We start from the raw sequence: 25,614 nt of genomic DNA on the forward strand, positions 1-25,614 counted from the left end.
CTTCCCCTCCCGGCCCCCTGTCACTCTGCGATGTCAATCCGCATCCTGGGGGACGGGGGGCCGCCACTCCCACGCCACCCCCTCTTCTGGCGCCAGAAATCCGTCGCAGACAAAGAGCCCGGCCACCAGTGCCACCTGTTCACCGTAGTAGAGGATGGGAATGCGCCCCCGCTGCCAGGAGGGCACCCCGTACTCTTGCAGCAGCTTCTTGAGCCGCCTGCTGCCCACCCGCCCCACCGGTTTCAGCATGACGCCGGGGGCGACCTGAAAACGCACCGAGAGCGGCTCGTCCCCCCTCGGTGTCCGCAACCCTTCGCCATCCGTTCTCCAGAGCCTGAACTGCCCGAGCCCGTCCGGCAGGGTGAGCGTCTCTTCCATCCGGATGGGCAGCACCTCCTCGCGGGGGGCGAGATCCGGCGCCACCAGGTACAGACGCCCCTGATAGCGGCGACACGCCAGCCCTTGCAGGCTCAGCCTGGGGTTGGCGTCATCACGCGCCAGCGCCACCTCCTGCCACAGCAGGCCCAGCAGCTCGCGGGAGGGCATCTCTCCCCCCTGACGGCGGATCCAGTGGCGCAGCAGGTTGTTGCGCCGCACGGGGGAGAGGGAGAGGAGTCCGTCAATGCGCAGCCCTTCTCCCTCACCCACCGCTTGCCAGTCCGCCTCGGCCAGCTCGCTGATAAGCGCCTCCTGCTCGGCGCACAGGGCCATGGTGCGCGCCGTCGTCCGGGCCATGGCGGGCCAGCGGTCCTTGAGCAGGGGAATGATCTGCTGGCGCAGGAAGTTGCGGTCATAGCTCGGGTCCTCGTTGCTCTCATCCTCAACCCAGCCATAAGGAAGTGACTGCGCGGCTTCCGCCAGCTCGGCCCGGCTCATGTCGAGCAAGGGGCGCAACAGATGGCCTGCGGCAAAAGGCTGGCTCGCCACCATGCCCGCCAGCCCGCGCAGACCGGCACCCCGCTTGAGCGCCAGCAGCAGGGTCTCCAGCTGATCGTCCTGATGGTGAGCGGTGAGCAGCCACTCCCCCTCCCCCAGGTGGGCGGCGAGTCGCTCATAACGCGCCGCCCGCGCCTGGGCCTCCATGCTCTCCCCGTTGCCCCGACAGAGCTGCACCCGCTCCACGATGAGGGGCACCGCCAGTTGCCGGCACACCCCTTCGCAGTGAGCCACCCAGTCGTCGGCATGTGGGCTCAGGCCATGATGAACGTGCAGGGCGTTCAGGGCGAGGCCGTGGGCGCGGGCAAAACGGGCCGCCAGCACCAGCAAGACGGTGGAGTCGAGCCCGCCGCTGAAAGCCACCAGCAGACCGCGGGAACCTTCCGGCGCGGGCAGGGTCTGACAAAAACGAGAATAAATACGAGAAATCATAGGCTTCCCCAATACGACCAAGCCGATCTTAGCAGAGTCGGGCTTATCAAGCGCTAACCCGGCTGCTAGAGTGAATCGCTCCCTGCGTGGGCAAGGAAGCCATATAACCCGAATTGGAATAAAACCATAATGAACAACAAGAAACACATCCTGGCCACCCTCGTCGGGCTGGCCCTGCTGGCCGGTTGCAGTCAGGCACCGAGCCAACCGGACAAACACTCCGGCCTTGCGCTGGCCAACATGGACACCAGCGTCAAGCCTGGTGACGACTTCTTCCGCTACGTGAACGGCCACTGGCTCGCCACGGCCAAGATCCCCGATGACAGGCCCGCCGACGGCGCCTTCTACCTGCTGCGGGACAAATCCCTGGCGGACGTGCGGGTGCTGGTGGAGGGGCTGGATGGCAAAGCCGCCGCCGGTACCCCGGCCCAGCAGATCAACGACCTCTACCAGAGCTATCTGGATCAGGCCGCCCGCAACGCCAAGGGCACCACGCCCCTGCTGCCAATGCTGAGCGAGATAGAGCAGATCAGCACGCCGCAGGATCTCGCCCGGGCCTTCGCCCAGAGCGCCCGCACCGGTGGCGGCTCCCCCTTCGGTTTCTGGATTGACGCCGACGCCAAGGCCCCTGACAGCTATGCCGTCTACCTCTACCAGGCCGGCCTCGGCCTGCCGGATCGGGACTACTACCTCAAGCGCGACCCCAACAGCCAGGCGCTGCTGCACAAGTACGAGCAACACATCGCCGCCATGCTGACCCGCTTCGGTGAGACGGATGCCCAGGCCAAGGCGAAACGCATCCTGGCCCTCGAGACCAGGCTCGCCCAGATCCAGTGGGACAACGTGGCCCTGCGAGACAGAGAGAAGAACTACAACAAGGGCCCGGTGAGCGAGCTGGGGCGCCTCGCCCCCGCCATCGACTGGGACGCCTACCTGGCCCAGGCTGGCCTTGCGGGGCAGCAGAGCCTGGTCATCGGCCAGCCCACCTACCTCTCGGCCCTGAACGAGGTGATGCAGCAGACCCCGGTCGCTGACTGGCAGGCCTACCTCAAGTGGCAGCTCATCACCGATTACGCCCCCTACCTCGACAGCCAGACCGATGCCCAGAATTTTGCCTTCTTCGGCACCGCTCTTAGCGGCACGCCCAAGCAGCGCACCCCCTGGGAGCGGGCCCTCGGGGTACTGGACAACAACCTGGGGGAGGCGGTGGGCAAGCTCTATGTCGAGCGCTACTTCCCGCCAGCGGCCAAGGCCCGTATGGAGCAGCTGGTGGAGAACCTGCGCACCGCCTACGGCCAGAGCATCCAGGAGCTGGACTGGATGTCCCCGGCCACCAAGACCCAGGCCCTCGAGAAGCTCGCCAAGTTCAGACCCAAGATCGGCTACCCGGACAAGTGGAAGGACTACAGCGCCATCACCATTCGCCCCGACGATCTGGTGGGCAACCTGCAGCGGGCCCGCGCCTTCGAATACGCCGACAACCTGGCTCGCCTCGGCAAGCCGGTCGATCGGGACGAGTGGCACATGTCCCCCCAGACGGTGAACGCCTACTACAACCCGAGCAACAACGAGATCGTCTTCCCGGCCGCCATTTTGCAGCCCCCCTTCTTCGACATGACGGCAGACGATGCGGTCAACTACGGCGCCATCGGCGGGGTGATCGGCCACGAGATGGGCCACGGTTTTGATGATCAGGGGGCCAAATCCGACGGTGACGGCGTGATGCGCGACTGGTGGACGCCGGCGGATCTCAAGGAGTTTCGCTTCCGCACCAGCCGGCTGGTGGCCCAGTACAACCGCTTCGAGCCCATCAAGGGCCAGTACGTCAACGGCCAGTTCACCCTGGGGGAGAACATCGGCGATCTCGGCGGCCTCACCATCGCCCACAAGGCCTACCTGCTCTCCCTGGATGGCAAGGAGGCCCCGGTGCTGGACGGTTTTACCGGCGAGCAGCGCTTCTTCCTCGGCTGGGCCCAGGTGTGGAAGGGCATGTATCGCCCCGAGCTGATGCAGATGCTGCTCGCCTCGGATCCCCACTCGCCGCCGGAATACCGGGTCAACGGCGTGGTACCGAACATCCCCGCCTTCTATGAGGCGTTCAAGATCCAGCCCGGCGACAAGCTCTATCTGGACCCGGCCAAACGGGTCAAGATATGGTGATGACAACCCGGGCAGGGGGCGGCCGACCAGCGGCCCCCTGCCCGCTTCCGACGTGGCAGGGAAGCGTCCCCTGCCCGTCACAGACACACAAGCAGCAACAAGGGTCCTCTCCATGAAAGCCTTATTCCTTACTCTCGGCCTGCTCACCCTGCCCCTCGCCAGCCAGGCGGCGGACGGCTTCTTCAAACAGCTGACGCTCCCCTCCGGCCAGGTGGTGACCGTCAGCGAAGGGCGCGGCGAGCCCGCCTCCACCGGCAGCTACGACGTGCGCCTCTACTCCGGTGCCAACCCCCAGTTTCCGCTGGATCAGTTCATCGACGGCAAGGTGCTGCCGCGCGATGGCAGCATCAAGGAGCTCAAGCTGCTGGATCTCAACGGCGACAAGCAGCCTGAAGTCATCGTCGTGGTGGAGAGCGCCGGCAGCGGCAGCTACCTGAGCGCCGACGCCCTCACCATCAATCCCCAGGAGGGGCTGGAGAGCTTCAACCACGTGGAGGGACTGGCCCCCAGTGACGATGTGATTGAGGCCCTCAAGACCCCCCGCGACTGACCCCCCACGCCCCGTATCACGGGGCGTTTTTTTACCCCGCGCCTCCCGATGCGGTGCCCACGGCCCCCCACAGGGCGGATGGACGACTGTTTTTTTCTGTGCCTATAATCGCCGCACCCTGCCATAACGAAACACAAGGAGGTAAAAAATGGTTATCCAAGCGTGTCCGATGTTCTCGGCTCGCCTGTTCGGCACATTCAAGTGCTCTTGCCTGCATACCATCGCGCTGCGATAGCGGGTTCGAGCAAAGCCGACTCCCTTCCATACCGAGACCTTTCTCGACTCTGCCGTTGTCGCCAGCGCTCCTGATGACAGGGATTTCCCATCCCGCGATTTAAGAGAGCAAGAGCATGACAACCCTGATGAGTACCCATTCCCTGCAGATGAGTGCGGGGCACCTTCCCTTATTTGATCACCTCGAACTCGGCATTCGCGCAGGCGACCGACTCGGCCTGATTGGCGCCAACGGCTGCGGCAAGAGCACATTGCTCGCGCTGCTGGCGGGCGAGCGCACGCCCCAGGCCGGCCGGGTCGTGCAGGCCGCCGCCTGCCGCTGCGAGTTCGTGGCCCAGCAACTGCCCGCCGGGCTTTCCACCCTCAGCACCCGCGCCGTGCTGCTGGATGCACTGGGCAACGACCCCGCCGCCGAATGGCAGGTGGACAAGCTGCTGGCCGAACTGCAGCTGGAGGCCCAGGCCGCGCTGCCGGTCAGTGCACTGAGCGGTGGCCAGCACAGCCGGCTGCAGATAGGGCGCGCCCTGCTGCGTCAACCCAACCTGCTGCTGCTCGATGAGCCCAGCAACCACCTGGACTTGCCCGCCCTGCTCTGGCTCGAGCAGTTTCTGCTGGGCTGGCGCGGCGCCTTCGTGCTGGTTTCCCACGACGCTCGCCTGCTGGACCGCGTCACGGATCAGACCCTGATCCTGCGAGACGGCCAGTTGCACCGCTTCGCCCTGCCCTGCAGCCAGGCCAGGGCTGCGCTGGCTGCCGAGGATGAACAGGCCCGCCTGCGCCGGGCAGATGAGCAAAAGGAGATAGACCGCCTGAGCGCCAGCAGCAAGCGCCTCGCCATCTGGGGGCGCGAATATGACAACGAGAAGCTGGTGCGCCAGGCCAAGTCCATGGAAAAGCGCATCGCCCGCCTGCAGGAGGAGCAGAGCCAGGTGGCGGCGCTGGCCCCCTGGCGGCTCGAGCTGCGCGGAGTGAGCCTGCCTGCCGACACCCTGCTGCGACTGGAAGCCCTCGACGTATCGCCGGCACCGGCACTGCCGCCGCTGCTGCGTGCCGAGGGGCTCTGGCTGCGGGCAGGGGACAGGGTTGCCCTGCTCGGTGCCAACGGCACCGGCAAGTCCTCCCTGCTGCGCCAGTGCTGGCGCGAACTGACCATGCAGAGTCCGCAGGCGGGCTGGTACTGCCACCCCGGCGCGAGCATCGCCTATTACGATCAGTCCCTGCAGCAGCTGGCTGACGACGCCACCCTGAGCGACGCGCTGTACCCCCTGGCCCCTCTGCCTGAGGTGACGCGGCGACAGGCGCTGATCCGGGCGGGCTTCCCCTATGTCCGCCACGGCCAGCAGGTGCACACCCTGAGCGGGGGCGAGCGGGCACGGCTGCTGTTTCTCGCCCTGTCCCTCGGCAGCCACCACATGCTCTGGCTCGACGAACCCACCAATCACCTGGATCTGGCGGGTAAGGAGGAGCTGGCCGATGCCATTGCGGCCTTCCCCGGGGGCGTGCTGCTGGTCTCCCACGACCGGGAGCTGATCGAGCGCAGTTGCAACCGCTTCTGGCTGATACAGGACGGGCGCATCCAGGAGGCTCACAGTGCCGAGCGGGCCTATGCCGAGCTCCTGGGCGATGCCCCCTTGCCGCAGGCGGGCAGCCCGGCTCGATCAGGTGACCCGCAGGCCTCGGCCGCCACGGGGGATGACGAAGAGGCGCTGCTGGCGCGCTGGTATGAGCTCGATGCCCTGCTCGCCGCCGATCTGGCCCGCAAGCCCAGGCACCAGACCCCGCGCCTGCAGCAGCAGTGGCGTGACGAGCTGGCGCGCCTTGCCGAGCGGCTCGGGTTTGCCTGACGCCAGCCCGGATCATCCATCTCTTATGACGCAACACTCGCGGCCAACTCAGGTTGGCCGCAAGGAGCCACCATGACATCAACGCAACAACCTCACATCGGGCTGGATCCGGTCAGCGACGCCGATCTGCCCCATATCTTCCGCGGCCTGTCGGATCCGCGGGTCGTCGCCTACTACGGCGTCAGCTACGACAGCCTGGCGGCATGTCGGGCACAGATGGATTGGTACGCCGAGCTGATCCGCACCGGCCGTGGCGCCTGGCACCTCATTCGCGACCGGCACACGGGCGAGCCGCTGGGGGCCATCGGCTACAACGATGCCGACCCGACTCACCTGTTGCCGAGCTGGGCTACTGGCTCTATCCCGAACACTGGGGCAAGGGGGTGATGAGCGCGGCGCTGCAACTCTGGCTACCGCTCACTTACCGCACCACCGACCTGCACCGGCTTATGGCAGTGGTGGAGGAGCCCAACCTCCCCTCCGCCCGCCTGCTGGAGCGGGCCGGTTTTCACTACGAGGGCACGGCGCGGGAGTGCGAGCGCAAGGGGGATGGCTTCAGCTCCCTGCGCCACTACGCCATCTTGCGCAGCGACCTGCCCGCCAGCCTGTGACCCGCAACAACAAGCCCCGCGCTGCGGGGCTTTTTTTCGGGAGTTACTTGATGGCGCAGACACCCTCATCGGACGCCGAGCGGCGGCGTCTGCGCCGCCACAGGGAGAAGCCGCCATACCCCAGGCTCAGCACGACGGCATAGAGCACCTGGGTGGCGAGGGCCAGCAGCACCAGGGTGCAGAGCAGCACGCTGAGGCCCGCCAGCCCCTTGCCGGTCCCCGACAGCAAGCGCCAGCCGGCCGCCATGCAGAGCAGATAGACCAGCACGAAGTTGCCATTGGCGTAGCGGATCAACGCATCGAGGGGCAGACGCAGCCAGAGGATCAGGGTGATGGAGACGAAACAGATGGCGAGCACCCAGGCAAGGGCATGCAGGGGAGCGCCCCGGGCCGAGAGGCGAGAGAGGGAGACCGGCAGTTTGCCCTCCCGCGCCATGCTCCAGATAAGGCGCGCAAAACCTTGCAGGTAGATGTTGATGCTGGCGAAGCAGGAGAGATAGCCCAGCACCGCCACCAGCCACTTGGCGGTGGGGCCGAACAACAGGGAGAGCAGGGCCGGAATGGCGGTGGCATTGGTCGCCTCGTCCCCGTAGAGGTCATATTTGAGCACCACCAGCGAGTGAACCCAGTAGATGAGCCCCGCCAGCAGCACGCCCCCCAGCAGGGCAAGGGGGTAGTCCCGCTCTGGCCGCTTGAACTCCTCCCCCATGTGGGCGAAGGCCTCGAGCCCCACGAAACACCAGAACATCACCGCCAGCGCCGAGCCCATGGCGGGCCACTCGCTCGCCGTTGGCAGAGGCTGGGCGGCATCGCGCCAGCTGAGATCCCCCTTGACCCAGATAAGCAGGGTGAGCCCCAGAATGGCCAGAGCGATCAGCAGTTGCAGGTTGCCGGAGGAGCGCGCTCCCCGCAGCCCCAGCAGAAAGACCCCGAGCAGGGTGAGCAGCTGGATGCCCCAGAGGGTCCACTCCCCCATGTCGAACAGGGCGTGCCAGAAACCGGCGGCGATGGTGAGGGCGGCAGGCAGGCCCACCGGCAGCACCGCCAGAAACAGGAAAGCGGAGAAGCGCTCGGCGCCGTTGCCAAAGGCGAGGCCAATCAGATGGGGGGCGCCCCCCGCGTGGGGATAACGCCGCCCGAGGCGGGCGAAGGTAAAGGCGATGGGCAGCACCAGGGCAATCAGCAGCAACCAGGACCACAGCGACGCCCCTCCCGCCAGCGAGGCGGCGGTGGCCGGTACCACGAAGATCCCGGTACCGAGCAGGGAGGTGGCGAGCAGCCCCATCCCCTGCCAGAGCCCGAGATCCTTTTTCAACCCAGACATATCCTGTTGTCCCGTCTAGAAAAACATCCCGCCATGTTAGGCCGCCACCACCGCTTTGTTAAGCATTTGTGCCCATAAAAAAACCGCCCCGGGGGGCGGCTTTCTCACAGGGATGAACGCTGTCATCAGGCAATCAGCTTGTAGATGATGCCGGACATGGCGATGAGGCCGATGAGGGTGACGAAGCCGTTGCTGAGGTTGCCGGCATATTTGCGCATGGCCGGTACCTTGGCGATGGCGTACATCGGCATCAGGAAGAGCAGCATGGCGATGATGGGGCCGCCCAGATCTTCAATCATGCCGAGGATGCTCGGGTTGATGGTGGCCACGGCCCAGGTGGTCAGGATCATGAAGACCGCGGTCACCTTGTTCAGCTGCTTGACGTCGACGTTCTTGCCCTTCTCGCGCAGGGACTTGGCCATCAGGCCGTTCATGCCCTCTTGCGCACCCAGGTAGTGACCCAGGAAGGACTTGCTGATGGCAACCATGGCGATGAGCGGTGCCACGGTGGCGATCACCGGGTTGTCGAAGTGGTTGGCCAGGTAGGAGAGGATGGAGATGTTCTGCTCCTTGGCCGCCGCCAGGTCAGCCGGGGAGAGGCTCAGCACGCAGCTGAACACGAAGAACATCACTGTCATCACCATCATGACGTGGGCGCCCAGCAGGATGTTGCTGCACTTCTTCTCGGCGTTGGCGCCGTAGCGGCCTTTGTTGTCCACCGCGAAGGAGGAGATGATCGGGGAGTGGTTGAAGGAGAACACCATCACCGGGATGGCCAGCCACAGGGTCTTGATGAAGTCACCATTGAAGGCCTCACCCAGCGCCGGGGCTTCGGTGATGATGGCACCGTTCCAGTGCGGGATCAGGTAGACCGCCAGGCCCATCAGGGTGACCACGAACGGGAAGACCAGCACGCTCATCGCCTTGACGATGACCTGGCCGCCCAGGCGAACGATCGCCATCAGACCCAGGATCAGCACCAGGGAGAGGATGGCACGGGGAGGTGCCGTCATGCCCAGCTGGTGCACCATCAGGCTCTCGACGGTGTTGGTAATGGCCACGGAGTACATCAGCAGGATGGGGTAGATGGCGAAGAAGTAGAGCAGGGTGATGAACTTGCCTGCGGTCTTGCCGAAGTGCTCTTCCACCACCTCGGTGATGTCGCCGTCACGGGTGGAGCCGGACAGCACGAAGCGGGTCAGGCCACGGTGGGCGAAGAAGGTCAGCGGCAGGGCCAGGATCAGCATGGCGACCAGCGGCCACAGGCCACCGACACCGGCATTGATCGGCAGGAAGAGGACACCGGCGCCGATGGCGGTACCGTACAGACCCAGCATCCAGACCACGTCGGCCTTGTTGATGCCACGGGAGGAGGCTTTGCTCAAGCTGCCTTCAACTGCAATGTTCATGTCAGACATAGGGGTGTTCCTGTCATCAAGGAAAGTGGGATCTTAACTTGTCAGTGGGCCTGGGCCCGGTTCCTTTCCCTGGAACTCCAGCTATTCGTCCTGTTTGTTCCTCCGCCCCGGCCATCCGGCCGCCACTCCCTGTGGCAACCTGATTGCAACAAACACGGGCGGGGAGTCGTAATACAGAGGGGATCGTGCTCGCTCGTTAACAACGGGATAACGCTCACCTCATCCGATGAGATGACTCTAGTTAAAAGGCCCTATTAATCACAGCGTTTTTTTGAATTAATCAACCAAAGTTTGATTGGAATCGCCTTTCCGTCGCTTCAGATCACACTTGAATCGCCATATTGCGATTTTTTTTTAACATATAAACTTTTTGATGTGATCCACCTCACTCTTGAAACGCGCAACAATTTTGTCACAATCCCCTCATTGCCCCCCGATTGTCTCCCGTCGCCCCATGGCGTACCCTTTGTGTCCGCCCTTTTTCTGCGTACCGACCATGACCCTCTCCCGCACCGATCTCGCCGAGCTGGCCGTGTTTGCCGCCGTCGCCCGTCACCGCAGTTTCAGCAAGGCCGCCCTCGAGCTCGGGGTCTCCGCCTCGGCCCTGAGTCATGCCCTCAAAGGGCTGGAGAGTCGCCTGGCCGTCAGGCTGCTCAATCGCAGCACCCGGGCCGTGGTGCCGACCGAGGCGGGCGAACGGCTGCTGGCCCAGGTACTGCCGACCCTGGGGCAACTGGAGACGGCACTGGCGGAGCTGACGCGCCACGCGGGCGAACCCGTGGGCAGGCTAAGGCTCTGTGCCCCCCGAGCCGCCATCCAGGAAGTGCTGGCCCCGGTGCTCATCGACTATCTGGTGCGCTACCCGCGCATGCAGGTGGAGGTGGAGGAGCTGGAGCTGATGCCCCGCCTCATCGAGGATGGCTACGACGCCGCCCTCTTCTACGGCGACCTGCTGCCCCAGGAGATGATCTCGGTTCCCCTGGGCCCGCAGCAGCGCTATCTGGTGGTGGGCTCCCCCGACTATCTGGCACGGCGTGGCACCCCTCGCCACCCCTCGGATCTGCGCCAGCACGACTGCATCGGCTACCGGCTCACGCCCCATCACCACTATCGCTGGGCCTTTGCCGCCGAGGGGGAGCTGCTGGAGATCGAAGTGACGGGCCCGCTCACCACCAGCACGCCTGCGCTCTACCTGGGGGCGGCCGAGGCGGGGCTCGGGCTCGCCTACTGCCACGAAGGGGAGGTGTTCGACGCCCTGGCATCGGGACGGCTGGTGAGCGTGCTGGATGACTGGAGCCCCAGCTTTGCCGGGTTCAACCTCTTCTATCCGGGCCGGCACCAGCTGGGGCAAGGGCTGCGAGCCCTGATCGACATGCTGAAGGAGTATCACAGGATCCGTTGATTGATGAAATTTATTCAGCAATTCATCAAATGAAAGCCTGATTATCAATTAAACCATAAGAAACTAGACTGTCTGCTCGATTCCGGCCCTTTTCCCGAGTACAGATATGTCCGCCTACTTCCGCCTGCGTCAACGGGCCATGGCCCGCCGTTTCTGGGGCTATGCCCTCCCCTCCGTCATGGCCATGCTGGTCTCCGGCGCCTACTACCTGGTAGACGGCATCTTCGTCGGCCACTACGTGGGGGCCGCCGGCCTTGCCGGCATCAACCTGGTCTATCCGGTCATCATGGTGCTCATCGGCCTCGCCGCCATGATCGCCATGGGGGCCGCCACCGCCATCTCCTTCCAGCAGGGCGCCAGGAACCTCGCTCTGGCCCGCCAGGCTCTGGTCAGCGCCCTCTGGCTGCTGCTGATCCTGGGCACGGTAGCGCCGCTGCTGCTGCACCACTGGCACACCGATATCCTGCAGGCCCTGGGAATGGCCCCCGGCACCGACACTTGGCAGCAGGCCAGCGACTACCTCACCTGGATTGGCGGTGGCACCCTGCTGCTCGCCAGCAACCTGGCGGTGCCCTACCTGCTTCGCAACGACGGCCGCCCTCGCCTCGCCATGGTACTGGTGAGCGGCGGCGCCCTCCTCAACATCCTGTTCAACTACATCATGGTGGGCCGGCTCGGGCTCGGCCTCACCGGCACGGCCCAGGCCACCCTCCTCTCGGAGGCCATGGTCAGCCTGCTCGGCCTGGGGTACTTCTTCACCCGCCACGCCCGGTTGCGGCTGACCTGGCGCCAGCTGGTGCCCCGCTTCCCGACCATGCCCGGCCTGCTCTTCACCGGGCTGCCGAGCCTCATCGCCCAGTTCAACCTGGGGCTGCTGTTGCTGCTGCACAACAGCCAGCTGATGGTGCACGGCACGGTCAAGGATCTGGCGGGCTTCACCGTGGCGGGGTACACGGAGGCGGTCTTCATCGTCATCCTGCAGGGACTGGCGTTTGGCATCCAGCCCCTGGTGAGCCAGGCAGCCGGGGCCGGGCGCCATCGCGACCTCCAGTTCCTGATGGCGATGGGGCTCAAGATCACCCTGGTCTATGGCCTGGGGGTCTGGCTGATTGTCCAGCTGCTGCCGCAGCCGGTCGCCATGCTCTACACCGGTGATCAGGACGCAGAGCTGCTCGCCGCCGCCATCAGCAGTCTGACCCTCAACCTCGCTGCCCTGCCCCTGGAGGGGATCGTCATGTTCGGCATCGTGCTGTTGCAGGCCATGGCCCGCACCCGCCAGGCCCTCGTCATCTCCGTGGCCAAGACGGTGCTGCTGCTGCCCCTCATCTTCCTGCTGCCCCTCTGGTGGGGGCGCGACGGGGTCTTGATGGCACAGCCCGCCACCGTGCTGCTGCTGACGCCCCCCCTGTGCTGGCTGCTGTGGCGGGAGTGGCGGGCCCTGAGCCCTGCCGGAGGGCGTGCTTCCGTCCGTATGCAACGGGCGCTGACCGCCCCCTGAGACCCGCCCCCGGCGTCCCCCACAAACGTCGCCCATAAAAAAAGTCCCCGCATGCGGGGACTTTTTATTGGAAGCGGCAGATCAGCAGTAGCCGTAACCCAGCAGACGCTGGTAGCGCTGCTCCAGCAGTTGCTCGCTGTCGAGGGGGCGCAGGGCATCCAGATCCTGCTTGATGCGCGCTTTCAGGTGCTTGGCCATCTTCTCCACGTCGCGGTGGGCACCGCCGAGGGGCTCCTCGACGATGTTGTCGATGAGCTTCAGCTCCTTCAGGCGCTGGGCGGTAATGCCCATGGCATCCGCCGCCACCGAGGCCTTCTCGGCGCTCTTCCAGAGGATGGAGGCGCACCCTTCCGGGGAGATGACGGAGTAGGTGGAGTACTGCAGCATGTTGACCCGATCGCCCACGCCGATGGCGAGAGCGCCGCCGGAGCCGCCTTCACCGATCACGGTGCAGACCACCGGCACGGTCAGGCCGGCCATGACTTTCAGGTTGCGGGCGATGGCTTCGGACTGGCCACGCTCCTCGGCACCGACGCCAGGGTAGGCACCCGGGGTGTCGATGAAGGTGATGATCGGCATCTTGAAGCGCTCGGCCATCTCCATCAGGCGCAGGGCCTTGCGGTACCCTTCCGGACGCGGCATGCCGAAGTTGCGCTTGATCTTCTCCTTGGTCTCGCGCCCCTTCTGGTGACCGATGACCATCACTGGCTCGCCGTCGAGACGGGCGATGCCGCCGACGATGGCCTTGTCATCGGCATAGGCGCGATCCCCGGCCAGCTCGTCGAAATCGGTGAAGATCTGCTCGATGTAGTCGAGGGTGTAGGGGCGCTGGGGATGACGTGCCATCTGGGATACCTGCCAGGCACCCAGATCGCCGAAGATCTTCTTGGTCAGCTCTTCGTTTTTCTTCTCCAGCCGGCGAATGTCTTCGCTGAGATCCACGGCACTGTTGTGCTCGCTCACATGGCGCAGTTCATCGATCTGTGCCTGCAACTCGGCGATCGGCTGTTCAAAATCCAGAAAAAGACTCATAGGGACAATAGATCCTCTAATCAAAAACCAATTCAACCCGCTCTCGTCCAAGCAGGACTCGCAAGTCATCTATCAGTTGATCGGTGGGCGTCACCCGCCACTCGGTACCGAGCGTCAATCGCACCCGGGAACCGGGGCGACGATAGTTTACCTGAACCGGACAGACTCCGGCACGGGCGGGCTCCAAAATCTCGCACAAACGCGGGAAAAAGCGCTCGTCAATGCGTTGTTCATCGAGGGAGATGCGGATTGCCCTGGCAAAACGCTCCCTCGCATCGTTGATATCCAGCAACTCGCGGGCCGACATTTTAAGGCCACCGGAGAAGTCATCAAAGCTGACCTGTCCAGAAACCACTAAAATACGGTCTTTTTGCATCAATTCTTCGTATTTTTCCAGCGCTTCACTGAAAAGGGTCACATCCAGACGGCCGGATCTGTCGTCCAGGGTGAAGATCCCCATCTTGTTGCCGCGCTTGGTCACCATGCTGCGCGCCGCGATCACCAACCCCGCCGCCGTGGTCACCGTATCCCGGGAGGTGGGATGCAGATCGCACAGTCGGCCCGAGGTGTAGCGCCGCAGCTCGCTGCTGTACTGGTTGATGGGGTGACCGGTGAGGTAGAGCCCGAGGGTCTCGCGCTCCCCTTCCAGCCACACCTTGTCGGGCCAGTGCGGCACGTTGGCGAACGCCTTCTTGACGTCGTCGATCTCTTCGGTGAGCACACCAAACATGTCGACCTGCCCCACCGCCTGGGCCTTGGCGTGCTGCTCGGCGGCGCGCATCGCCTCCTCCAGGGTCGCCATCAGGGCGGCGCGGTGGGGGCCGAGCCTGTCCATGGCGCCGGAGAGGATGAGCTTCTCCATCACCCGTTTGTTGAGCTTCTTGATGTCGACCCGGTTGCAGAAGTCGAACAGGTCGCGGAACGGACCGTCCCGATCCCGCGCCTCCAGGATCGCCTCGATGGGCCCTTCCCCTACTCCCTTCACCGCGCCGATGCCGTAGACGATGTGGCCGTCCTCGTTGACGCTGAAGCGGTAGCGACCGGTGTTGACGTCCGGCGGGATCACGGTCAGCCCCATGCGCTGACACTCGTCCACCAGGGTCACTATCTTGTCGGTGTTGTCCATGTCCGCGGTCATCACCGCCGCCATGAACTCCGCCGGGAAATGGGTCTTGAGCCAGAGGGTCTGGTAGGAGACCAGCGCATAGGCAGCGGAGTGGGACTTGTTGAAGCCGTAGCCCGCAAACTTCTCCACCAGATCGAAGATCTTCATCGCCAGTTCGCCGTCGACGCCGTTCTTGACCGCCCCCTCCTCGAAGCCCGCCCGCTGCTTGGCCATCTCTTCGGGTTTTTTCTTGCCCATGGCCCGGCGCAGCATGTCCGCGCCACCCAGGGTATACCCCGCCAGGGTCTGGGCGATCTGCATCACCTGCTCCTGGTAGAGGATGATGCCGTAGGTGGGCTCGAGTATGGGTTTGAGGCTCTCGTGCTGCCACTTCTCGTCCGGGTAGGAGATGGCCTCCTTGCCGTGTTTGCGCTCGATGAAGTTGTCCACCATGCCCGACTGGAGCGGGCCCGGGCGGAACAGGGCCACCAGCGCGATCATGTCTTCGAAGCAGTCGGGCTGCAGCCGCTTGATGAGATCCTTCATGCCGCGGGATTCGAGCTGGAACACCGCCGTGGTCTCGAAGCGCTGCAAGAGGGCGAACGACTTCTTGTCGTCGATGGGGATGGCGGCGATGTCCACCGGCGGCTTGCCCTCTTTGGCAAGACGGGGGTTTATCATGCCAAGGGCCCAGTCGATGATGGTGAGGGTGCGCAGCCCCAGGAAGTCAAACTTCACCAGACCCGCATACTCTACGTCGTTCTTGTCGAACTGGGTGACCGGGTGATGCCCCTCGTCGTCGCAATAGAGCGGCGCGAAGTCGGTGATCTTGGTGGGCGCGATCACCACGCCACCGGCGTGCTTGCCGGCGTTGCGCACCACCCCTTCCAGGCGGCGGGCCATGTCGATGAGGTCCTTGACCTCCTCGTCCTGCTCGTAGAGCTCCGGCAACTTGGGCTCGGCTTCGAACGCCTTGGCGAGAGTCATGCCGGGGTCGGGCGGGATCAGCTTGGAGATGCGATCGACAAAGCCGTAGGCGTGGCCCAGCACCCGGCCGACGTCCCGCACCACCGCCTTGGCTGCCATGCTGCCGAAGGTGATGATCTGGGACACCGCCTCCCGGCCATACATCTCGGAGACGTGATCGATCACCTCGTCGCGCCTGTCCATGCAGAAGTCGACGTCGAAGTCGGGCATGGAGACCCGCTCGGGGTTCAGGAAACGTTCGAACAGCAGGTCAAATTCCAGCGGATCGAGATCGGTGATCTTGAGGGCGTAGGCCACCAGCGACCCCGCCCCCGAGCCCCGGCCCGGACCGACGGGGATGCCGTTGTCCTTGGACCACTGGATAAACTCCATCACGATGAGGAAGTAACCCGGGAAGCCCATCTGGTTGATCACTTTCAGCTCGATGTCGAGACGCTCGTCATACTCGGGACGACGCTCGGCCCGCACCGCCGGATCCGGGAACAGGAAGGCCAGCCGCTCCTCCAGCCCTTCCTTCGACTTCATGACCAGGAAGTCCTCGGTGGTCATGTCGCCGGTGGGGAAGTTGGGCAGGAAATACTCGCCAAGGCGCACCGTCACGTTGCAGCGCTTGGCGATCTCCACCGTGTTTTCCAGGGCTTCCGGGATGTCGGCAAACAGCTCCGCCATCTCCTCCTGACTGCGCAGGTACTGCTGGGGGCTGTAGCGGCGCGGTCGGCGCTTGTCCATCAGGGTGTAGCCGTCGTGGATGGCGACCCGGATCTCGTGGGCATCGAAGTCATCGGCGGTGAGGAACACCACCTCGTTGGTGGCCACCACCGGCAGTTCGAACTCGGTGGCAATGGCCACCGCCATGTGCAGATAGACCTCCTCGTCCGGGCGGCCGGTACGCAGCAGCTCCAGGTAGTAGGCATCCGGGAAGTGGGTCTGGTAGAAGGCGAGGCAATGCTCCACCATCTGGCGGTTGCCCTTGAGCAGGAACTTGCCCACATCCCCCTCGCGCCCCCCGGAGAGGACGATCACCCCCTTGGCATGTTCGCCAAGCCAGGCCTTGTCGATGACGGGGCGCCCCTGCACATGACCGCGCTGATAGCCGCGGGAGATGAGCAGGGTGATGTTCTGGTAGCCGTCGTTGTCCATGGCGAGCAGGGTGAGGCGAAACTGCTCGTCCCCAAGCTCGTCGCTCTGCACCCAGAAATCCGCCCCGACCAGGGGCTTGATCCCCTTGCCGTGGGCAGAGCCGTAGAAGCGCACCAGGCCGCACATGTTCATCTGGTCCGTCAGGGCCAGAGCCGGCATGTTGTTGGCGGCGGCTGCGGAGACGATGGGACCGATCTTCTGCAGGCCGTCGACCATGGAGAAGTCGGAGTGCACCCTCAGGTGGATGAAGCGGGGATCAGCCATGGTCACGCCCTCTCATTGCGCAAGCAGAAATCGTTCAGACAGATCGGCATCGGTTATTCGATCCCCAGGGCGCGGCGCACCGGCTTGAAGCTCTGACGGTATTCGAGCAGCGGGCCCCGTTCGGCCAGAATGGCGAGGTGCTCCGCCGTCGGGTAGCCCTTGTGGCGGGCGAAACCGTACTCGGGATGGCGGCTGTCCAGCTCGGTCATCTCGGCGTCCCGGGTCACCTTGGCGAGGATGGAGGCGGCGCTGATGGCGGCCACCAGGCTGTCCCCCTTGACCACGGCGCGGGCCTCCATCGGCAATCTGGGGCAGCGGTTGCCGTCGATGAAGACCAGCTCGGGCGTCACCTTGAGCCCCGCCACGGCGCGCTGCATCGCCAGCATGGTGGCGTGCAGGATGTTGAGCTCGTCGATTTCCGCCGGGCTGGCGCGGCCGATGGCATAGGCCAGCGCCTTCTCTTTGATCTCGCCAAACAGGGCGAGCCGCTTCTTCTCGGAGAGCTTCTTGGAATCGGCGAGGCCAAGGATGGGATTGGCAGGATCCAGGATCACCGCGGCGGTGACCACGTCACCCACCAGGGGGCCGCGACCCACCTCGTCCACCCCGGCAATCAGCTTGTCTTCGGGAATATCGATCGTCATCTCATAGCCTTGAATCAAAACCGGCCCCGCAGGGCCAGTATCAGCACAACATCACGCCTGACACACAGGCAGAGCCCACTAGCGTTCCAGCAGCACGGCAACCGCTTCCGCTGCCTGCACATCCGCATTGCAGCGGATCTTCTCGTGCAACCGGGTGAAGGTGGCGATGAGCTCGCTGTTGTCATGGTCCAGCAGCTTGCTCACCTCTTCCACCAGGTTGGCCGGGGTGCACTCGTGCTGGATGAGCTCGGGCACCAGCATCTTGTCCGCCAGCAGGTTCGGCAGGGAGACATAATCCGTCTTCACCAGCCACTGGGCCAGCAAGTAGCTGAAGGGTTTGAGCTTGTAACCGACCACCATGGGCTTTTTCACCAGCATGGCCTCGAGGGCCGCGGTGCCGGAGGCGAGCATCACCACATCGGCGGCAATCATGGCCTCGCGGCCCTGGCCGTCCAGCAGCACCATGTCGAGCTCCGGAGCCACCTCGGCCTTGATGGCGAGGAACTGCTCGCGCCGTTTCTGGTTGACCAGAGGCACGATGAAACCGAGATCCGGGTTGTGCACCGTCAGGTGCTTGCACGCCTCGAGGAAGACCGGCGCCATGAAGCCCACTTCCGCCGTGCGGCTCCCCGGCAGCACCGCCAGCCAGCGACGGGCGGGATCGATGCCGAGGGCCTCGCGCACCGCCCCTTGATCTGGCACCAGGGGAATGTCGTCCGCCATGGTGTGGCCGACGAAGCGACAGGGGGCATCGAAACGGTCGTAGAAGGCTTTCTCGAACGGCAGGAAGGCGAGCACCATGTCGGTAGCGGCCTTGATCTTGTGAATGCGGCCCTGACGCCAGGCCCAGACGGAGGGGCTGACATAGTGGACCGTCTTGATACCGGCGCGGCGCAGTTTCAGCTCCACCCCGATATTGAAATCCGGTGCATCCACACCGACGAAGATGTCGGGGGGATTGGCGATGAAGTGGCGCAGCAGTTCGCGGCGCACCTGGAGGATGCGGGGCAGACGGCCCAGCACCTCGGTGATGCCCATGACGGAGAGCTCCTCCATCTCGAACAGCGCCTTCACGCCGAGAGCCTGCATCCGCGGCCCGGCGATCCCTTCGAACTGCGCATCCGGGTAGCGGGCTTGCAGTTCGCGCACCAGCCCTGCGGCCAGGATGTCGCCGGAGGTCTCTCCGGCGACGATGCCGATGCGAATGGGATCAGGCACGGATGATCCCGCGCTCATTGTCCTTGAGGAAATCCACATAGAGCTGGATGGCCGGTTCGCTCTGGGCCATCTCGCTCAGCACGGGCAACACCTCTTCAATGGTCTTGCCGGAGCGGAAGATCTCCTTGTAGGCGCGCTTGACGGCAGAGATAGCCTCGGCGCTGAAGCCACGACGGCGCAGGCCTTCGGAGTTGACCCCGAACGGCTTGGCGTAGTTGCCGGCGGCCATCACGTAGGGCGGCACGTCCTTGTTCAGGGCAGCGCAGCCGCCGACGAAGGCGTGGGAGCCGACACGGCCAAACTGGTGAATGGCAGACAGACCGCCGAAGATCACGAAGTCACCGATGTGCACATGGCCCGCCAGGGTGGCGTTGTTGGCGAAGATGCAGTTGTCACCGATGATGCAGTCGTGGGCCACGTGAACGTTGACCATGAACAGGTTGCCGCTACCCACCTTGGTCAGGCTCTGGTCCTGGGTGGTGCCGCGGTGCACGGTGCAGTTCTCGCGAAACACGTTGTTGTCGCCGATCTCGAGGAAGGTGCGCTCGCCGGCGTACTTCTTGTCCTGGCAATCCTCACCGATGGAGGTGTGCTGGAAGATCTTGTTGCCGCGACCGATCTTGGTCGGGCCCTTGATCACCACGTGGGAGCTCACCCAGGTGTTGTCACCGATTTCCACCTCGGCACCGATGACGGTGAAGGGGCCGATTTCAACCCCTTTGCCGATGACGGCAGACTCATGGACGATGGCGGTGTCGTGGATGATGGCAGTCTGATCGATCACGGTTATACCTCGCGCTTGGCGCACATCAGTTCGGCAGTACAGACCACTTCACCGTCGACGGTGGCGACACCGGTGAACTTGGCGATGCCGCGACGCTCCTTCAGGAACTCCACATCCAGCACCAGCTGATCGCCGGGACCCACCGGGCGCTTGAAGCGGGCATTGTCGATGGAGGCAAAGTAATAGAGCTCGTTGGGGGACGGCTTGCCCACCATGGTGAAGGCCAGGATACCGGTGGCCTGAGCCATGGCTTCCAGGATCAGCACGCCGGGGAAGACCGGCTTGGCCGGGAAGTGGCCCTGGAAGATCGGCTCGTTGAACGAGACATTCTTGATGGCGCGCAGGGTCTTGCGCTCATCGCTGATCTCGTAGTTTTCCACCTTGTCCACCATCAGGAACGGATAACGGTGGGGCAGCAGATCCATGATTTCCTGGATGCCCAGGCTCTTCTTTTCAGTAGTCAAAACAGTACCCTATACCAATCGTGATTATTCTTGATCCAGCTTTTTCTCAAGCTTGCTCAACCGCTTGTGCATCTCTTCGATACGCATCACCCGGGCGGCGGTCTTGCGCCACTCTTTATTGGTTTGCAGGGGGATGCCGGAAGAGTAGATACCGGGCTCGGTGATGGGACGCATCACCATGGCCATGCCGGTGACGGTGGCCTGGTCGCAGATCTCCATGTGCCCGTTAAAGACGGAGGCACCACCAATGATACAGTATTTGCCGACCTTGAGACTACCGGCCATCACGGTGGAGCCCGCCACGGCAGTGCCGTAGCCGATCTCGACGTTGTGGGCGATCTGGCACTGGTTGTCGATGATGACGTTGTCAGCGATGCGGGTATCTTCCAGCGCACCGCGGTCGATGGTGGTGCAGGCACCGATCTCGACCCGGTTGCCGATGGTCACGCCACCGAGCTGGGGGATCTTGATCCACTCGCCACGCTCGTTGGCATAACCGAAACCGTCTGCCCCGATCACGGTGCCGGCCTGTACCAGACAGTCCGTGCCCAGGGTCACGTTGTGATAGAGGGTGACGTTGGCCCACAACCGGGAGCGCGCTCCCAGTCGGGTATCCTTGCCAACGAAACAGCCCGGGCCGATGCGCACATCGTCACCCAGCACGACGCCGGATTCGATCACCGCATTGGCACCGATGGCCACTCTCTCGCCCAGTTGCACGTCCGCCGCGATGACGGCGCTCGGATGGATATCCATGGCCGGCTGCGGGGTGGTGTCCAGCAGTTGGGCAACCCGTGCAAAGCCCACGTAGGGGTCCTTGAGCACCAGAGCGTTGGTGGGGCAAAACGGCAGGTCTGCCTCGGTGATGAGCACGGCAGTGGCCTTGCTCTGCTCCAGAAAATGCCGGTACTTCTTGTTGGACAGGAAGGCTATCTCCCCCTCCCCGGCTTTTTCCAGTGTCGCGACCTTGCGAATTTCCCGGGTCCCATCCCCATGGACCTCGGCCCCCAGTTGCTGGGCCAGCTGTGCGAGAGTGAATGCCATCAATTAGTTGCTCTTGCTAACCTGAGAAATAACCTGGCCGGAGATGTCCAGCTTGCTGGCTGCATACGGGGCGGCGTTGCGCTCCAGCACCAGATCGTAGCCATTGCTCTTGGCGATGGCGTCGATGGCAGCCTGCACCTTGGTCAGGATCTTGTTGCGCTCTTCGGACTGACGGCGACCGTTGTCCTGTTCAAACGCCTGACGCTTCTGGTTGAACTCCATCTGCAGCTTGGCCAGCTTCTCCTGGCTCTGCTTCTTCTGCTCGGCGCTCATGAAGGCTTCGTCCTTCTTGAACTTCTCGACCAGTGCCTGACCGTCGGACTCCAGCTTTTGCAGTTCACGCATGCGCGGCTCGAACTCGCCCTTCAGCTTCTTGGCAACGGCTTCACGCTGGGGCAGCTTTTGGAAGACTTCGCCCATGTCGACCACGGCAATCTTGGTCTCAGCGAAGGCAGAACCCATGCCGGCAGCCATCAGTGCAAAGCTCAAACCAGCTACTTTCAACGCTTTATTCACACTTACTCCTTGGTCCCTCGGTCGAGGGCTACCTGATTTACCTGATTGTGCAAGCGATCCACGAGATCGTCTTGTTACCTGGTGAGGCACGCAAACGCGCGACCCATCATGCTTCCCCCCGCCACGGCAGGGGGGCGTCCGCTCCCCTTAGAAGGTACGGCCGATGTTGAAGGAGAAGACTTCGGTGTCGTCCCCTTCGTATTTCTTGATTGGTCTTGCCAGCACGAACACCAGCGGGCCCATGGGAGAGAGCCACTGCAGCGACAGGCCGGTCGACATCCGGATGTTGCTCGGGTCGGAGTAGTCCATCAGATAGTTGCAACCACTGAAGCAACGGTTCTGATACTGGCTGTAGTCGAAGTGGGTATCCCACACGGAACCGGCGTCGATGAAGAAGCTGGTCCGCAGCTGGGGCTGATAGGTCTCGGAGGCAAAGGGCGTCGGCACGATCATTTCCAGCGAGGCCACCGCCAGGGCGTTGCCCCCGACCGAGCTGTCGGTGCCCTGGATGACGTCGTTGCCACCCAGGTTGTAGTAGTAGAGCGCCTTCGGACCCACGGTGTTGCTCTTGAAACCACGCAGGGTGTCGAAGCCACCGGCGTAGTAGTTCTCGAAGAACGGCAGGACGTGCTCGTAATCGCCATTGCTGCCGTAGCCATCGCCGTAGGAGGCCCGGGCCTTGGCCAGCATGACCCACTTGTGATCGGCATCAAACGGGAAGTAGTGGGCATCTTCGGCGTTGAGCTTGAAGTACTGCAGATCCATGCCGGGCACAGTCACCTTGGCGTTCACCCGCTGGCGGTCCCCCGCGGTCGGGAACTGACCCTTGTTGAGGGTGGAGCGGGTCCAGCCGGCGGTGACGTCCACGGTGTTGAACACCATGCGGTTGTCGCCATCCAGATTGCCGTTGTAGACCTTCCAGAACTCGTCCACCTGTACATAGGGGTTGGGCTGGGACAGTTTGTTGTTCTCGTAGCCCAGGCTGAAGTCGAGACGGTTGTTCTCGTTGACCGGGAAGCCGCTGGAGAGACGGAAACCGACGGTGGTGTTCTCGTAGTCCACGATGTTGGCGTCGGCCGCACTGAACTTGTTGTAGTAGAGACGGCCGCCCAGGCTCACCCCGTCCACGGTGAAGTAGGGGTCGTTATAGCTCAGGTCGACGCTCTTGGAGTAGTCGTTGGTGCTGGCGTTGATGCCGATCTTCTTGCCGGTCCCCATGAAGTTGTCCTGCTGCAGACCCGCCTGCAGGCTCAGACCCGACTCGGTGCCGTAGCCGATACCGGCGTTGATGGACCCCGCCGGCTGCTCCTTGACCTTGAAGTCCAGATCGACCTGGTCATCGCTGCCCGGCACCCGCTTGGTGTCCACTTCCGCGGTCTCGAAGAAGCCGAGGCGGTTGAGACGGGTCTTGGACTGCTCGACGTTGTCGGAGGAGAGCCAGGTGCCCTCCATCTGGCGCATCTCGCGACGCAGCACTTCGTCCTTGGTGGTGACGTTGCCGCTGAAGTTGATGTTGCGCACATAGACCCGGGGACCCGGCTCCACGTTGACGATGAGCTCCACTTCCTTGGTCTGATCGTTGATCTGGGGGAAGGTAACCACTTTCGGATAGGCGTAGCCGTAACGGCCGAGGAACTTGGAGAGCACCTCTTCGGTATGGGTTACCTGGCTGGCGGAGTAGACGCTGCCCGCCTCGATGGGGATGAGGCCCTTCATTTCGCCGCCGCGGTCGATGAGGTCGCCCTTGAGCTGGATGCCGGAAACCTTGTACTGCTCCCCTTCCTTGACGTTGAGGGTGACGTAAACGCCCTTCTTGTCCGGGGTCATGGAGACCTGGGTGGACTCCTGGGTGAAGCGGATGTAGCCGCGGTCCATGTAGTAGGAGCGCAGCACTTCGATGTCACCGGCCAGCTTCTGCTTCTGGTAGCGCTGATCGCCGGTGAAGTTCCACCAGGGCACGTCGTCCTTGAGGGAGAGCTGGGCCAGCAGCTTCTCTTCCGGGAAGACGTTGTTGCCGACGATGTTGATCTGCTGGATCTTGGCCGCTTCCCCTTCCACGAAGGTGAACTTGAGGTCGACCCGGTTGCGCGGCAGCGGGGTGACGATGGCCTTGACCTTGGCGGAGTACTTGCCCACACCGTAGTAGAAATCTTCCAGCCCTTTCTCGAGGGAGCTCAGCACGGTGCGATCCAGCGGATCACCCACGCGGATCCCGGAGGATTCCAGGCTCTGGGTCAGTTGCTCTTCCTTGATGTCCTTGTTGCCGGAGAACTCGATGCTGGAGATGGTCGGGCGCTCCTTGACCACCACTTGCAGCACCTGACCGTCGCGATAGACCTTGACATCCTCGAAGTTGCCGGAGGCATAGAGCTTCTTGATGGCGTTCGCCAGGGACACGGAGTCGACGGAATCACCGACCCGCACCGGCAGATTCAACAGGGCGGCACCCAGGGTCACCCGCTGCAGGCCCTCGACCTGAATGTCTTGCACCACAAAAGAGGCCGGGGCAGCCTGAGCCAGGAAGCTGGCCCCCAGCAGGCAACTCAACACCAATGCTTTTTTAACAGCCATTTTGTTCTTATGTGTCCTTGTTGATGCTCTGGCCTCAGAGGCGAGCGAAATCATTAAACAGCGCAATGCCCATCAGTAACATCAGAATGGCGGCGCCTATCCTGAACCCAACTTCCTGAATTTTTTCCGATACCGGCTTGCCGGTGATCGCCTCGATGAGGAAATAGACCAGATGGCCACCATCGAGCACCGGCAGGGGGAACAGGTTGATGATCCCCAGGTTGACGCTGATGAGCGCCAGGAATCCGAGGAAATAGACCAACCCGTAATCGGCGCTGCTGCCGGCCCCCTTGGCGATGGAGATGGGGCCGCTCAGGTTGTCCAAAGAGACGATGCCACCGATCAGCTTGCCTATCATGTCGAAGGTCAGGGTGATCAGGCTCCAGGTCTTCTGGACCCCATGCCACAGGGCTTGCAAAGGCCCATACTGTAACAGAGTTCGATACTCATCCGGTAATGGAACCAGTTGCGGCGACAAGCCCACAAAACCGACCAGCTGGCCCTTCACTTTCTTCCCGTCCGGGGTCAGGGTCAGGGTCATCTCGCTGCCCCCGCGCTCCACCGTCACCTGCAGCGGCTGCGCCGGTGACTGCTGGACACGCTCGACAAACTGGGTCCATTCGGTGATGGCCTCTCCATCGACCCCCTTGATGCGATCCCCTATCTGAAGGCCGGCCTTCTCGCTGGCGCTCGATGGCACCACGGCCTCCACCACGGGCAGCACCTTGCCACCGAGGGGCACTATCCCGAGGCTCCCGATGGGTGACTCTTTGTCCGGATCGAATTTCCAACCTGCCAGCTGCAGGGTCTTGTCCACTGCATAGCTGGTGTTGGCCGCCTTGAGCTTGAGCTGGACCGAGTCATCGCCAAGGTGGCTGATGAGGGCGTAGGTGACGCTCTCCCAGTCACCGGTCTCCTCGCCGCCGACGCCGACGATCTCCATGCCTGGCAGGATGCCGGCCTCTGCCACGATGGAGGCGGGACGCACCTCGCCCACCACGGGTTTGACGCTCGGCACCCCTATCATGAACATCAGCCAGAAGGCGAACAGGGCGAACACGAAGTTCGCCATGGGGCCGGCCGCGACGATGGCCATCCGGGCCCAGACGCTCTTGTGGTTGAAGGCCTGCGCCTCCTCCCCCGGCTTGAGTTCGTCGACCCGGCCATCCAGCATCTTGACGTAACCGCCAAGGGGGATCAGGGCCAGCACGTATTCGGTGCCATCCTTGCCAAGGCGACGCCAGATGGCCTTGCCAAAGCCGATGGAGAAGCGCTCCACCTTGACGCCGCAACGACGAGCCACCCAGAAGTGGCCAAATTCATGCACCGCCACCAGCAGCCCGAGGGCCACGATGAAGGCGCCGATATTCCACAGAACCCCGCCCATCAGCCGCGTACCTCGCGGTCATGTCCAGTCCTGCGCTCGAGAGCATGGA

General features: G+C 63.6%; 18 protein-coding genes and 1 pseudogene. 6 read left to right on the forward strand and 13 right to left on the reverse strand.

Annotated elements, in window-relative coordinates:
- Positions 1 to 33: 33 nt before the first annotated feature.
- Positions 34 to 1,368, reverse strand: a complete 1,335-nt coding sequence (gene tilS, locus C2U37_RS01520; RefSeq protein WP_102948812.1) for a tRNA lysidine(34) synthetase TilS — start codon at positions 1,366 to 1,368, stop codon at positions 34 to 36.
- Between the two features lie 129 nt (positions 1,369 to 1,497).
- Between tilS and C2U37_RS01525 the strand changes: the two genes are divergently transcribed.
- The 4 genes and pseudogenes from C2U37_RS01525 to C2U37_RS01540 all read left to right on the forward strand — a co-directional run bounded on the left by C2U37_RS01525 (position 1,498) and on the right by C2U37_RS01540 (position 6,767).
- Complete coding sequence (locus C2U37_RS01525; protein ID WP_102948813.1) at positions 1,498 to 3,528, forward strand: M13 family metallopeptidase; 2,031 nt, start codon at positions 1,498 to 1,500, stop codon at positions 3,526 to 3,528.
- Between the two features lie 112 nt (positions 3,529 to 3,640).
- Positions 3,641 to 4,078 (forward strand): PliI family lysozyme inhibitor of I-type lysozyme, encoded by a 438-nt coding sequence (locus tag C2U37_RS01530; RefSeq protein WP_042883192.1) that lies wholly within the window; start codon positions 3,641 to 3,643, stop codon positions 4,076 to 4,078.
- A 350-nt stretch (positions 4,079 to 4,428) separates the two neighbouring features.
- Positions 4,429 to 6,156 (forward strand): ABC-F family ATP-binding cassette domain-containing protein, encoded by a 1,728-nt coding sequence (locus C2U37_RS01535; protein WP_102948814.1) that lies wholly within the window; start codon positions 4,429 to 4,431, stop codon positions 6,154 to 6,156.
- Between the two features lie 72 nt (positions 6,157 to 6,228).
- Positions 6,229 to 6,767 (forward strand): annotated as a pseudogene (locus tag C2U37_RS01540) (GNAT family N-acetyltransferase).
- A gap of 43 nt (positions 6,768 to 6,810) precedes the next feature.
- Here C2U37_RS01540 and yjeH read toward each other — a convergent pair.
- Entirely contained in the window at positions 6,811 to 8,091 is a 1,281-nt protein-coding gene (yjeH, locus tag C2U37_RS01545; protein WP_102948815.1) for an L-methionine/branched-chain amino acid transporter, read from the reverse strand.
- A gap of 125 nt (positions 8,092 to 8,216) precedes the next feature.
- Positions 8,217 to 9,509 carry an HAAAP family serine/threonine permease gene (locus tag C2U37_RS01550; RefSeq protein WP_039039437.1) on the reverse strand — a complete coding sequence of 431 codons (1,293 nt, stop codon included), beginning with the start codon at positions 9,507 to 9,509 and terminating at the stop codon, positions 8,217 to 8,219.
- Between the two features lie 496 nt (positions 9,510 to 10,005).
- Between C2U37_RS01550 and C2U37_RS01555 the strand changes: the two genes are divergently transcribed.
- The gene (locus tag C2U37_RS01555) at positions 10,006 to 10,911 is read left to right on the forward strand and encodes a LysR family transcriptional regulator (protein ID WP_102949239.1); all 906 of its coding nucleotides are present in this window, start codon (positions 10,006 to 10,008) and stop codon (positions 10,909 to 10,911) included.
- A 106-nt stretch (positions 10,912 to 11,017) separates the two neighbouring features.
- Positions 11,018 to 12,409 (forward strand): MATE family efflux transporter, encoded by a 1,392-nt coding sequence (locus C2U37_RS01560; RefSeq protein ID WP_104451735.1) that lies wholly within the window; start codon positions 11,018 to 11,020, stop codon positions 12,407 to 12,409.
- A gap of 81 nt (positions 12,410 to 12,490) precedes the next feature.
- Here C2U37_RS01560 and accA read toward each other — a convergent pair whose 3' ends face one another.
- The 10 genes from accA to rseP form a co-directional block, all read right to left on the reverse strand.
- Positions 12,491 to 13,441 (reverse strand): acetyl-CoA carboxylase carboxyl transferase subunit alpha, encoded by a 951-nt coding sequence (accA, locus tag C2U37_RS01565; protein WP_041211295.1) that lies wholly within the window; start codon positions 13,439 to 13,441, stop codon positions 12,491 to 12,493.
- Positions 13,442 to 13,457: 16 nt separating this feature from the next.
- Complete coding sequence (dnaE, locus tag C2U37_RS01570) at positions 13,458 to 16,937, reverse strand: DNA polymerase III subunit alpha (protein ID WP_041211337.1); 3,480 nt, start codon at positions 16,935 to 16,937, stop codon at positions 13,458 to 13,460.
- 53 nt (positions 16,938 to 16,990) lie between these two features.
- Positions 16,991 to 17,581: a ribonuclease HII gene (gene rnhB, locus C2U37_RS01575; RefSeq protein ID WP_104451736.1), complete on the reverse strand. Its 591-nt coding sequence runs from the start codon at positions 17,579 to 17,581 to the stop codon at positions 16,991 to 16,993.
- Positions 17,582 to 17,659: 78 nt separating this feature from the next.
- Positions 17,660 to 18,799 (reverse strand): lipid-A-disaccharide synthase, encoded by a 1,140-nt coding sequence (gene lpxB / locus C2U37_RS01580; protein WP_104451737.1) that lies wholly within the window; start codon positions 18,797 to 18,799, stop codon positions 17,660 to 17,662.
- Complete coding sequence (gene lpxA, locus C2U37_RS01585; protein WP_010673415.1) at positions 18,792 to 19,583, reverse strand: acyl-ACP--UDP-N-acetylglucosamine O-acyltransferase; 792 nt, start codon at positions 19,581 to 19,583, stop codon at positions 18,792 to 18,794. The genes lpxB and lpxA overlap by 8 nt, the downstream gene beginning before the upstream one ends.
- Positions 19,584 to 19,585: 2 nt before the next feature.
- On the reverse strand, positions 19,586 to 20,047 hold the full coding sequence (gene fabZ, locus C2U37_RS01590; protein WP_010673414.1) for a 3-hydroxyacyl-ACP dehydratase FabZ: 462 nt from the start codon (positions 20,045 to 20,047) through the stop codon (positions 19,586 to 19,588).
- Between the two features lie 24 nt (positions 20,048 to 20,071).
- On the reverse strand, positions 20,072 to 21,091 hold the full coding sequence (gene lpxD / locus C2U37_RS01595; RefSeq protein ID WP_039039449.1) for a UDP-3-O-(3-hydroxymyristoyl)glucosamine N-acyltransferase: 1,020 nt from the start codon (positions 21,089 to 21,091) through the stop codon (positions 20,072 to 20,074).
- A gap of 3 nt (positions 21,092 to 21,094) precedes the next feature.
- Positions 21,095 to 21,607: an OmpH family outer membrane protein gene (locus tag C2U37_RS01600; RefSeq protein WP_029313943.1), complete on the reverse strand. Its 513-nt coding sequence runs from the start codon at positions 21,605 to 21,607 to the stop codon at positions 21,095 to 21,097.
- Positions 21,608 to 21,754: 147 nt separating this feature from the next.
- Complete coding sequence (gene bamA, locus C2U37_RS01605; protein ID WP_103255025.1) at positions 21,755 to 24,178, reverse strand: outer membrane protein assembly factor BamA; 2,424 nt, start codon at positions 24,176 to 24,178, stop codon at positions 21,755 to 21,757.
- A gap of 34 nt (positions 24,179 to 24,212) precedes the next feature.
- The gene (rseP, locus tag C2U37_RS01610; RefSeq protein ID WP_043152308.1) at positions 24,213 to 25,565 is read right to left on the reverse strand and encodes a sigma E protease regulator RseP; all 1,353 of its coding nucleotides are present in this window, start codon (positions 25,563 to 25,565) and stop codon (positions 24,213 to 24,215) included.
- Positions 25,566 to 25,614 lie beyond the last annotated feature (49 nt).

Source organism: Aeromonas sp. ASNIH1, from assembly GCF_002934285.1.
Classification (GTDB): domain Bacteria; phylum Pseudomonadota; class Gammaproteobacteria; order Enterobacterales; family Aeromonadaceae; genus Aeromonas; species Aeromonas caviae.